The organism is Microcoleus sp. PH2017_08_TRC_O_A (assembly GCF_020738665.1).
Taxonomy (GTDB): Bacteria; Cyanobacteriota; Cyanobacteriia; order Cyanobacteriales; family Microcoleaceae; genus Microcoleus.
Window position 1 is genome coordinate 25,101 of record NZ_JAEQCE010000025.1, and the last position, 12,470, is coordinate 37,570.

General features: G+C 46.4%; 7 protein-coding genes. 6 read left to right on the forward strand and 1 reads right to left on the reverse strand.

Features of this window, described 5'->3' with window-relative positions:
- Positions 1-22 precede the first annotated feature (22 nt).
- A complete protein-coding gene (locus tag JGK22_RS10835) occupies positions 23-1,045 on the reverse strand; it encodes a cysteine peptidase family C39 domain-containing protein (protein ID WP_293312859.1) in 1,023 nt (340 codons plus the stop codon).
- A 483-nt stretch (positions 1,046-1,528) separates the two neighbouring features.
- On the opposite strand from JGK22_RS10835, the gene JGK22_RS10840 reads away from it, so the two are divergent.
- The 6 genes from JGK22_RS10840 to JGK22_RS10865 all read left to right on the forward strand — a co-directional run bounded on the left by JGK22_RS10840 (position 1,529) and on the right by JGK22_RS10865 (position 12,451).
- Positions 1,529-4,297, forward strand: coding sequence for an HAD-IC family P-type ATPase (locus JGK22_RS10840; protein WP_293192333.1), 2,769 nt, complete (start codon positions 1,529-1,531; stop codon positions 4,295-4,297).
- Between the two features lie 835 nt (positions 4,298-5,132).
- A complete protein-coding gene (locus JGK22_RS10845; RefSeq protein ID WP_293176957.1) occupies positions 5,133-5,516 on the forward strand; it encodes a response regulator in 384 nt (127 codons plus the stop codon).
- A 5-nt stretch (positions 5,517-5,521) separates the two neighbouring features.
- A complete protein-coding gene (locus JGK22_RS10850; protein WP_293176955.1) occupies positions 5,522-6,865 on the forward strand; it encodes an adenylate/guanylate cyclase domain-containing protein in 1,344 nt (447 codons plus the stop codon).
- A gap of 755 nt (positions 6,866-7,620) precedes the next feature.
- Positions 7,621-9,018 carry a CmpA/NrtA family ABC transporter substrate-binding protein gene (locus tag JGK22_RS10855; RefSeq protein ID WP_293176953.1) on the forward strand — a complete coding sequence of 466 codons (1,398 nt, stop codon included), beginning with the start codon at positions 7,621-7,623 and terminating at the stop codon, positions 9,016-9,018.
- A gap of 190 nt (positions 9,019-9,208) precedes the next feature.
- Positions 9,209-10,054, forward strand: a complete 846-nt coding sequence (ntrB, locus tag JGK22_RS10860; protein WP_293176951.1) for a nitrate ABC transporter permease — start codon at positions 9,209-9,211, stop codon at positions 10,052-10,054.
- Positions 10,055-10,450: 396 nt separating this feature from the next.
- Positions 10,451-12,451, forward strand: a complete 2,001-nt coding sequence (locus JGK22_RS10865; RefSeq protein WP_293192331.1) for a nitrate ABC transporter ATP-binding protein — start codon at positions 10,451-10,453, stop codon at positions 12,449-12,451.
- Positions 12,452-12,470 lie beyond the last annotated feature (19 nt).

Sequence of the window (12,470 nt, forward strand, 5' to 3'; positions counted from 1 at the left end):
TTGAGCGCGGTATTTTTTATAACTATTTTCCATCCAATCTCGGCACTCCTTCCAAGAAAGGGCCGCTCAACATTAACTCAGTCATTCTATCTAATTTGCCGCTGACTTTCATTTTTTTGTCTGTTTGAAATCGCTCGATGTCTGCTCTTAAATTCCCAGAATTATATCCTAACTTAGTCAAATAATCAACAGCCTGTTTGTCACTTAACAACATATCCGTAGCACGAAAAATCGGCACGTACTCCTCGCGCCAAACATAAGCAAAAGTCGCCCTGTCTAAATAGAAAATCCTGCCCCGCGCCGGATCTCCAATCGCTGCTACACTGTCATTCATTCCCAGCAAAGCCACGGCGTGCGGTAACTTCCGAGGGCCGTCAAACAGCCAAACCGCCAGCACGCCAGGGCGATTAATTTGCTGCATTTGCTCCCAAGTCGGCCTCAATTCTATTGCGTTCAAACCCAAAGCTCTTGCTGCTACAATTAACTGCGGCATCGAAGTTCCCAAGCGACTCGTGCCGGCCAAACGCGCTACACTCGATTCCGTCGCCTCGATTCCCCAACGCCTCAACACGGTTGCTAGCGCCGCCGGTGCACAACTGCTGCTAGATGTTTGCCGAAATACACCGTTTGGCTGCAAATTATCGATTAAATCAGCATAAATTGGTGCCATAAAATACGATTCAGCACCGGTAAATCCTCCCAATCCCAACAAGCCAATTAAAATTACTGCGATTACTTGCGATCGCGCCGTCAACCAACTTACAGTAAACCCAATACCGCAGACTCCCATCAGCATCACCCGCAGCAGAGTCCAAGTTACTCGCATCCCATGGAATCGCCACTCGATCGGCAAAACAGGCATTTGAGGCAGATTTAACGCCAGCAGCAGCAAGCCAAAGTAAAAACCCAAAAACAGCAGGGCGATCGAGTTTCGGCCCTTAAACAGATCGTTAGCCGTCACTCCCGATCGCACTAACGCCTTTCCTGCGCGCATTCCCCAGACAAACAGCGCCGAACCCAGCAGCAGCGTTACCACTATTTCCATGAGATCACAATTTTGTTCCTTAGCCTAGGTTGTAACACGCGCGCACTCGCGATCGCCCGTGGGCGCAGGGCGACAGTCGGAAAATCTCACAGCAGAAAACTGCCAAATAAACAAGACAAGGAAGACATATACCAGTGGATAGTTGACAGTTACAGAGTACGGAAATCAAACTGTTTATGCTAAATAGTTCAGGAATCTATACAACCTAAAACTTGCCATCTGTCAAGAAGTTGAGTAGCTTTTTTTACCTGTTCGGAAAACTCCCAAAAAAGATTTAGCACCGAAAAGAATTTCCCAAACCAATTGGCAAAGACAGACACATCTGCTGTAAGATAGATTGAAGTCAAAACGCCTTCAAACAATTAATCAACCCTCTTGTCGCTCAATATATTCACGCTCCAACGAGCGAGGAGTTGTATTGAGCGCGCTGATTCAATATCGATAAAAGAAAGCTCGCCAAACAACAAAAATCCAGGAAAAATTATGCCAGCAAAAGCCGCCAACGATGTAGACGTAGCAGAGCAATATTGGCACTACTTAGAAAGATCCAAAGTTGCAACTCAATTAGAAACCAATCTGGAAAACGGTATCGATCCAGCAGAAGCAGCCAGTCGCCAACAAAAATTCGGGCCAAACGAACTAACAGTTAAAGCAGGGAAACCAGCCTGGTTAAAATTTATACTGCAATTTAACCAACCCCTCCTGATAATCTTACTGAGTGCCGGTTTAATCAAAGCACTGATTGGAGAATGGCTGAATGCCAGCGTAATTTGGGGCGTAACAACTACCAACGCTATTATCAGTTTCATCCAAGAAGCTGGGGCTGAGAAAAAAATCGATGCCCTAGCTAAAGCTGTTACCACAGAAGCCACAGTCATTCGAGGTGGCAAGAAATTAAGAGTTCCCTCAAAAGAACTTGTTGTGGGCGACTTAGTAACCCTGACTTCCGGTGACAAAGTACCCGCCGATTTGCGCTTAGTGAAAGTCCGCGACTTGCAAATAGATGAATCTGGACTTACAGGCGAATCCGTTGCTGTTGAAAAACAACTCGGACAGGCGGGAAACTTGGTTTTGCCAGAAGAAACGCCGCTCGCAGAACGCGATAACATGGCCTATGCTGGCAGTTTTGTTACCTTCGGCCAAGGTAGCGGTATCGTAATTGCGATCGCCAATAAAACCGAAACCGGCAAAATCTCCCAATTGCTCGATCGCCACATCGACCTCACCACGCCCCTCACCCGCAAATTTAATCAATTCAGTCAAAACTGGCTGCTATTTGTCCTCGCAATGGCAACCTTGACCTTTGCAGTGCGTTTAGGGCGACCAGTCCCAGCCGGAGTTTCAGCCTTTAAAGAAGCAGTCGAACCAGCAGTCGCCCTCATCGTCGGCGCCATCCCCGAAGGCCTCCCCGCCGTCATTACCGTCACCCTCGCCGTCGGTGTTTCCCGGATGGCCGCCAAACACGCGATCGTCCGCAAACTCCCCGCAGTAGAAACCCTCGGCGGCGCCACAGTCATTTGTTCTGACAAAACCGGAACTTTGACAGAAAATCAGATGACAGTGCAAGAAATCTATTCTGGTGGCAAATCCTACTCCGTTACAGGTACAGGTTACAGTCCAGAAGGCGACATTGAACTCAACCAACTACCAATTAGTGTCAATCAATCTCCAGCTTTGCAAGAATGTTTGCAAGCCGGAATGATCTGCAACGACTCTCATTTAGAATTCAAAGATAATGATTGGATTGTCGTCGGCGATCCGACAGAAGGAGCTTTAATTGCAGCAGGTAAAAAAGCAGAACTCAGCCAGCAAGTCTTGGAAAAATCCATGCCGCGCCTCGATTCAATTCCCTTTGAATCTCAGTTTCAATACATGGCGACACTGCATCGAACTCCGACAAGCGACAAAATTTTGTATGTCAAAGGTTCCGTCGAATCAATTCTCACCCGCTGCGCTGAGAGTCTCGACACTGAAGGAAATTCGACAGAAGTCGATCGCCAGCAAATCCACCACCAAGTCGATGCAATGGCCGATCAAGGCTTGCGCGTCCTAGCTTTTGCTAAAAAAATCGTTCCCCACGAACAGGGATCCGTTGCTCACTCAGACGTAGAATCAGGGCTAGTTTTCCTCGGACTCCAAGGCATGATCGACCCGCCGCGGGCCTCTGCGATCGCCGCCGTCCAAGCCTGCCAAACCGCCGGCATCCAAGTTAAAATGATTACCGGCGATCACATCGCTACCGCCAGGGCGATCGCCCGCCGCATGGGATTCCGCAAAACCAAACACAATAGAGAACTTGTAGCCTACACCGGCGCCCAACTCGCCGCCATGGACAAAAATGCCCTCGCCGAAGCCGTAGAAGCCGGCTCAGTTTTTGCGCGCGTCGCCCCAGAACAAAAACTGCGCCTCGTAGAAGCTTTGCAGCAAAAAGGCGAAATTGTGGCGATGACAGGAGACGGCGTTAACGACGCCCCCGCCCTCAAACAAGCCGATATCGGCATCGCAATGGGTAGCGGTACGGAGGTTTCTAAGGAAGCCGCCGACATGATTTTGACCGATGATAACTTTGCGTCGATCGAATCTGCGGTAGAAGAAGGGCGATCGGTCTACAAAAACCTACTTAAATCCATCAGCTTCATTCTCCCAGTCAACGGCGGAGAATCAATGACAATTTTGCTCAGCACTCTACTCGGCCGAGAATTGCCGATTTTGTCGCTACAAATCCTCTGGCTGAATATGCTCAACTCGATCACCATGACTGTGCCCCTTGCTTTCGAGCCCAAGTCTCCCGGAGTGATGAAACAGCAGCCGCGCCCAGTCAACGAACCTTTCCTGACTGAAAATCGGATCAAACGCATCTTAGCTATTTCTCTGTACAATTGGACAATAATTTTCGGAATGTTTGAATGGGTGCGTCAAGCCGATTGGGGAACTTTGCCACTAGCCCGAACAATGGCGATTCAAGCTTTAGTAATGGGCAGAATTTTTTACCTACTGAGTCTCAGCCAATTGTTACCTTCTTTGATGGCTAAATTTAGCGGTTCTCAGGAAAAAGTTAGCGGAGCTCCCGCCCTCGGTGTCGGCATTGTCGTAGCTGTAATTTTGCAGATTATCTTTGCTAATTCTCCGTTTATCAATCGCATCTTCGAGACAGCTCCAATGAACCTAGATCAGTGGCTGATTTGCTTCGGCGTCGCCCTACCAATGATCGGTGTTGCGCTATCTGTCAACCGCTTCGATCCGCCAAACTAATAGGATTCAGCCTTCGCTAAAGGTTCGTAGTGAGGAATGCGAGTCCGCATCCATGACGCTTGACTCGCATTCCTCACTACAAACCAATGATGGTTTATTATCAAAAGTGCGATCGCGTAATATCAATTCCGTTAGCATCGCTATTATTCATCTCTCTCTTCACTCCCTCTGCATCCTCTGCGGTAAATTATTCCGATAAAAAAACAATTATTGTTATATACATACACCGAAGCCAAAGTCAAGCTCAGAATCAAGAATTAATACTCAAAATAAATTATAAATATCAACCAAATTAAAAAAATTCTGATATACTGCAAAGCAGTTGTAAAGATAATGAAGTTTCTGCTTCAGGAATCATTTTCTTGTCTCTACTCCATTAGGTATCTCTACATTCAGATCCATCAGGTCTGACAAAGTTAGCAACTAATATCATGTCCAGTCGATTCGTGCTGGTTGAAATCGTGCATCATTTTCAACAATCTGTAGGGGCAGATTAATCAATATCCCAAAGCGCGCAAACAGGTTAAACAAACCCGCCTCTAACCACAAAAAAGCCCCGAACTATATTAGTCTACAATTTAAAATTCAACAAATCAAGCATATATTTAAACCGATTAACATCAATTTAAACAATGGTTCAGCAATTGATTTGCGTCGCGGGTTGCTCCGCCAACAGTTACCGCAAAGAATTGGTTTAAAGCCCCAAGCCCGATCGAGAGAAATTAAAATCAGACTATTCATTCCTCCAATTCTCTTCCTTCCTTTGTCAAGTGCTATCAACCGTCAACCGTCAACCGTCAACCGTCAACCGTCAACCGTCAACTGATTAACTACCATGTCTAAACCCGTTATTTTGTGTGTTGATGATAAAACTGTAATTTTGGAAAGTTTGAAAGCCAAATTGAGAAAAGCACTAGGCAGTTCCTATGCTTATGAATTTGCCCAAGATGCTGAAGAAGCGCTAAATATTGATGAATTAAATAAACATCATATTAGCATTTTATTGGTTGTCTCTAATTGGCTAATGCCCGGAATGAAAGGCGACAAATTTCTAATTTCAGTTAATGAGAAAATTACTAAAATTGTCAAAATTTTATTGACAGGACAAGCAGATAAAAAAGCTATCGAGCGGGCTTATGCAGCAGCTAAGGTAGATAAATGTTTCTTTAAACCCTGGTCGCCCAATCAGTCGATCGATATCGTCAAGTATGGATTATAAAAACTATGACAAAAGTTGCAAAAAAACCTGTCATTGTTTGTGTAGATGATGAAATTACCATTTTGACGAGTTTGAAAGCGGAATTGAGAAAATCATTTGGAGAAGAGTATCGAGTCGAGATCGCTGAAGGGGGAGAGGATGCGTTAGAATTGCTTGGAGAATTACTTGAAGATGGAGATGAAATTCCCTTAATTATTTCCGATTACATTATGCCGGATATGAAGGGAGACGAACTTTTGCGCCGCGTTCACGAACTTTCCCCAAAAACGCTGAAAGTAATGCTGACGGGTCAAGCTACTATTGAAGCGGTTACTAATGCGGTCAAATACGCTAAACTCTATCGATACATCGGTAAACCTTGGCATAATGAAGATTTAAGACTAACGGTAGCAGAAGCAGTTCACAGTTACATTCAAGATAAGAAACTGGCAGAAAAAAATGCTAAACTTCTAGAAATGAATCAAGAGTTAGAAGCGCTGACTCGCCAGCAAGCTAAACTAATTGCGGAACTTCAAGAAAAAGAAAGTTATTTGCAAGCACTCAATGAATCTTTTTTACGGTTTGTTCCCCGTCAGTTCCTTCAGTTATTGGAAAAAACGAGTTTTCTTGATATTCAATTAGGCGAACATATTCAGCAAGAAATTTCGGTGTTGTTTTCTGATATTCGAGATTTTACAAGTCTATCAGAAATGATGACGCCGGATGATAATTTTAAGTTTATTAATGGTTATCTCTCTCGGATGGAACCAGCAATTATTGAAAATCATGGGTTTATTGATAAATATATTGGTGATGCAATTATGGCTTTATTTAGTGGAGATGCAGATGGGGCAGTTAGGGGTGGAATTTCGATGCTACAAAGACTAGCTGACTATAATACCACGCGCACGATACCGGAACGTCCGCCAATTAAAATTGGGATTGGTATTAATACTGGGACATTAATTCTAGGAACGGTGGGTGGTGCATCTCGGATGGATGGTACTGCGATCGGGGATGCGGTGAATTTAGCATCTCGTTTGGAGGGATTAACCAAACAGTACGGTGTGCCTTTGTTGATTAGCAATCGCACATTTATGGTATTGAAAAATCCGGGAAAATATCACATTCGTTTGATCGATCGCGTTCGAGTCAAGGGGAAGTCCGAACAGGTAGCTGTGTATGAGGTTTTCGATGCAGATTTACCCGAATTGCGAGAGGGGAAGTTAGCCATGAAAAGCACTTTTGAACAGGCGATCGTTTTCTATCATTCCTCGGATAAAGAGACTGCCTTTCAACTGTTTGATAAATGTTTGCAAGCTAATCCTGGGGATATGGTTGCGAGGATGTATCTGCAACGCTGTCAGTAATGTAGATTCAAGGGGCTGCGCCAAGAGGGCCTGCCTGGGTTCTTGGTGGCGACAAACCAGACTCGACCAATACTGCTGTTGGGTGGCTTTGTACAGGTTTTTACGATCGCACGATTTGAATTCCCGATCGCCATTTCAATCCCTAAGGGCGATCGACTGTTTTTGATGATAAATTTTCTGCCTAACATTATTGTACCATAATTCTGTATCGCAGAATACTTTTTTCTGGTTTTGCCAAAAATTAGAGAATTATTAAGTAATATTAATGAGTGGTGGCAGCCTAATTTCCGGCTTATTGACAATGAGGTGGGAACCCCCTCAGAGGGTATTACGCTAAAACTCTTATAAGCAAAGGAATTTTATGCAAATATTGCGCGAATTAAAACCCGACCTGCAAAAAAAACGGCTACTTATTGAGAACAACTGCCTAAAACATTTACTTATAATTTAAATTTAATATTTGTTTTATAATCACAGCAAGAGTACGGTAAACTGAATAAACAAGCCAATTAAATGTAGAACTCGCTTTTGGCGAGTTAACACAACTTGGCCGATCGCAATATTGAGTTAATCAAAAGAGTCAAATCAGCAGGGATATCATAAAAACTTATTGTTACCATAAGTTTTTTCATCCTTACTGCCAACCTGCGCTTAAAACAGTTCTCTAAGCCTAATTTAGCGAACAGCAATAAAGTGCTTTGATAAACTTCAGTGATGTCGTTACAGAAGATTATGTATTGGAGCGAGGCTAGGCTATGACCAAATTTTCAGAAAATTTTTCTCGGCGCAAATTTATAGTTACAGCAGGTGCATCTGCCGTCAGTTCCATACTGCTCAAAGGCTGTTTGGGAAATCCCCCCGAACCCGGTGGAACTGCTGATGGTGGTGCTGGTGGGGCTGGAGGAGCCCCTGCTGCCACATCAGCAGTTGCTGTGGCCAACGAGAAAAGAGTAGAAGGCATCGAAAGCACGAAGATTACATTGGGATATATCCCGATCGTCGAATCAGCGCCTTTAATTATTGCCCAAGAAAAAGGCTTCTTTGCCAAATACGGCATGGTAGATGTCAAAGTCGCCAAACAAGCCAACTGGGGTTCGGCCCGAGACAACGTAGAAATCGGCTCAGCAGGCGGTGGTATAGATGGCGGGCAGTGGCAAATGCCGATGCCATACTTGATTAGCAAAGGCCTGATCACCAAGAATAAAGCCGGCATCCCGATGTACGTGCTGTTACAGCTAAACACTCAGGGAAATGGAATTGCGATCGCTGCCAAACACGAAGGTAAAGGCCTCGGACTCAAACTAGAAAAATCCGCCCAAGACTACATCCTCGGACTCAAGAAAGCAGGTACGCCCTTCAAAGCAGCCTACACTTTTCCCAAAGCCAACCAAGATTTATGGATTCGCTACTGGCTAGCAGCTAACGGCATCAATCCCGACGTAGATGTCGAGTTGCTAACAGTACCGGCGGCCCAAACCGTGGCCAACATGAAAACCGGCAGCATGGACGGTTTCAGTACAGGTGACCCCTGGCCCCTACGGATTGTCAAAGAAAAAATTGGCTTCTTGTCCGCTTTAACTGCCGAAATGTGGAAAGGACATCCAGAAGAATACCTCGCAATTCGCGGCGACTGGGTAGACAAACACCCCAAAGCTACCGAAGCGCTGTTAGCAGGAATAATTGAAGCGCAGCAGTGGTGCGACAAACCAGAAAATCGTGCGGAATTGGTGTCGATTGTTTCTGGCAAAAACTTCTTTGACGTAGCTCCTGGAGTGTTGCTTCCTCCTTATGAAGGCAAGTATATCATGGGCGACGGCAAGCCCGAAATCAACGACTTCAAAATGAGTACGCTGTACTGGAATGATGGAGTCGGCAACGTTTCCTATCCCTACAAGAGCCACGATTTGTGGTTCTTAACCGAAAGCGTCCGCTGGGGTTTCTTGCCAACAAAAACCTTGGCAGATTCTAAGACAATCATCGATAAAGTCAACCGAGGAGATTTGTGGAAAGCTGCGGCTAAATTAGCCGGAGTTGCTGAAGCTGACATTCCGGCAAAATCGACTCGTGGTGTTGAGAAGTTCTTCGACGGCAAAGAATTCAACCCGGACAAGCCCGAAGATTACATCAAGAGTCTGGCAATTAAAAAAGCGTGATGGGTTAAACAGTTGACAGTTGACAGTTGACAGTTGACAGTTGACAACACAGTTTTTAGAAGCGTGCGATTTAAACCTCGTTCTAAAAACAATCCGCTTCCGTGGGGATGCGAGACCATTGTTAGTTGGTAAAAGCTTCGCATAACTTAAGTCTCGAAAAAAAACAGCAGAAACACAGGAGATTAGCAAGATGGCTGTCAGCACAAATCGGAGAGGCGGAGTCGATGTCCAAGGAGTTCTTGGCGAGTTTTGGAAAAAGAATTCGTCAAATATATTGCCGCCAATTTTAGGACTTTTAGGGTTCCTGCTAATTTGGCAATTCCTGTCGGGTACAGGAATCATCAAGTTGCCACCCCCAACTAGCGTTTGGACTGACGAACGGACGCGGATTTTGTTGATGTATCCTTTCATGAACTCCAAAACCTACGGAGTCGGCTTATTTTGGCAGACTATGGCTAGTTTGGAACGGGTAGCAAAAGGCTACACTCTCGCGGCCGCTGTGGGCATTAGCATGGGAGTTGTGGTAGGTACGAATCCCTTCCTGAACAAGGCTTTAGACCCGATTTTCCAGTTTTTGCGGATGGTAGCACCTTTGGCTTGGGTACCGATCGCCCTGGCTGCACTTCAACAAAACGAACCGGCTGCTTTGTTCGTGATTTTCATTACCTCTGTTTGGCCGATTTTAATCAACACGGCTGAAGGTGTTCGTCAAATTCCTGACGATTACAACAACGTGGCGAAAGTGCTGCAACTTACTCAGAAGGAATATTACATCAATATCTTGTTTCCGTCGGCGCTTCCTTATATCTTCACCGGATTGAGAATTGCGATCGGTTTGGCTTGGCTGGCGATTATTGCAGCGGAAATCGTGATGTCCGGGATTACAGGTATTGGCTTCTTTATTTGGAATGCTTACCAGCAAAACTACATCAGTGAAATTCTCTTGGCGGTGTTCTACATTGGGGCTGTTGGTTTGATGCTCGATCGCCTGATGGCATGGTTGCAGCAAAAAATTGCTCCCTCTCAAGGCAAATAAAAACAGTTGATAGTTGACAGTTGACAGTTGACAGTTGACGGTTGATAGTTGACAGTTGACAGTTGACAGTTGACAGTTGACAGTTGACAGTTGTTAGCTAAAAGCTAATATCAAGTCCGGTAAAATAACTGGGAACCCATATCCAAGAGGATCTGCCTCGGCTGGAAAATCGAGGCAGAGCCTCCTGATTATGTGTTACCAGGCTGTGCCTGATAACGAGTTAAAGGAGTAGCAGAACTTCAGTCCTCAGCTTTTTAAAAGAATAGAACTGAAGTCCTCACTACGAACCAATATTATTATTGCAGTTGGGCGATCGGCATAATATAAAAGCTAACGGTCAACAGTCAAAAATAATCGAAAAATCAAGGACAAACCTACAAAAAAGGCAAGAAAACCATGTCAGTTTTGATTGCGGTAGAACAAGTCGGAAAAACATTTAATTTAACAGACGGCGGTACATACGTAGCCCTCAAAGGGATCGACTTAGAAATTAAAAAAGGAGAATTTATCTCCTTAGTCGGACACTCGGGTTGTGGCAAATCCACTCTGCTAAATATGGTGGCAGGTTTGGATCTGCCCACAGAAGGATTGGTGACGATCGACGGACAAAGAATCACTCAGCCGGGCCCCGATCGCATGGTGGTGTTCCAAAACTATTCGCTGCTACCTTGGCGGACAGTCAGAGAAAACATCACCCTGGCCGTAGACTCAGTAATGAGCGGCTTAGCTAAAGCCGAGCGCCTCGACATCATCCAAAAACACATTGACATGGTGGGCTTGGGCCCCCACGCCGAGAAGCAACCGGCACTACTATCAGGCGGACAAAAACAGCGCGTGGCGATCGCCCGTGCCCTAGCCCTGCGTCCCAAACTGTTACTCTTAGACGAACCATTCGGCGCCCTAGACGCTTTGACTCGCGGCAACTTGCAAGAAAAGTTGATGGAAATCTGCCAAGAGTACGAAATTAGCGCCTTGATGGTAACGCACGACGTAGATGAAGCGGTGCTGCTGAGCGATCGCATCGTCATGCTCACCAACGGCCCAGAATCGAAAATTGGCGGCATCCTCGAAGTAGACATCCCCCGCCCCCGGGTACGTATGGAAGTAGTCTCGCACCCCAGCTACTACGCGCTGCGGAGCGAAATGATTTACTTCCTCAACCAGCAGAAACGGGTGAAAAAACTGCGCGCGCGGAAAGTACCGGCGATCGCCCGCCACGGCCTAGAAAAAGTCAACCTCGAACTCGGCTTTATCCCCCTGGCAGCCTGCGCTCCCCTCGCGATCGCCAAAGAAAAAGGCTTATTTGCCAAACACGGCCTCGATGAAGTGCATCTCGTGCGCGAAACAAGCTGGCGCGGCATCGTAGACGGCATCGCCGCCGGATACCTAGACGCAGCCCAAATGCCCTCTGGGATGGCAGCGTGGTTGAGCTTAGGAGGCCACCAAGAGAAGCCCATAGCAACCGTTACAGCCCTCACCATGAGCCGCAACGGCAACGGAATTACCCTGGCCCGTCGCTTCTACGACCAAGGAATCTACACTCTGGCAGATTTCAAAGAAATGCTGCACAGAACCCCCGCCCAAACTCACCGCATGGGCATCGTTCACCCTTCATCGATGCACAACCTGCTGCTGCGCTACTGGCTGGCTTCCGGTGGCATTGACCCAGATCATGATGTTTCACTGAAAAACATCCCTCCAGCCCAGATGATTGTGGACTTGCAAGGTGGGACGATTGACGGTTTCTGCGTCGGCGAACCTTGGAACTTGCGCGCGGCGATGGAAGGAGTCGGCTTTACCGTGGCTACGGATTTGGAACTGTGGCCTGGACACCCGGCAAAAATTCTGGGAGTTCGGGAAGACTGGGCGAATGCTTACCCCAACACTCACATTGCTCTAGTGAAAGCTTTGCTAGAAGCTTGTCACTATTGCAGCGATCCGGCCCACGCTCAAGAAGTTTCCGAAATTGTGGCGGGACGGGAGTACGTCGCTACTGACAAGAGTTACATCCAAATTGGCGATTCCAAATCTACTGCTTGCGATCTTGATACTCCGATGCGGGAATACGCTCACCACTTGTTCGCCGGCGACGGGGTGAACCGCCCAAGCCGTACCGAACAGTTGTGGCACATGGTACAGATGGCGCGTTGGGGCGATACAGTCTTCCCCCGCAACTGGGTAGAAATTCTGGAACGGGTGGTGCGAGTCGGCCCCTTCAGTACAGCAGCACGGGAGCTGGGAATGTCTGATATTACTTACACTCGGGGTTCTCTCCGTTTGTTTGATGGCTCGGTGTTTAATGCTGAAGATCCGATCGGCTATCTCAACAATCTAGCGATTAAACGCGATTACACGATGGCTGAAGTGATTCTGGATTCGGGCCGCAGAGCTGCTTAGGATCTGTTTTTGTCCAGCC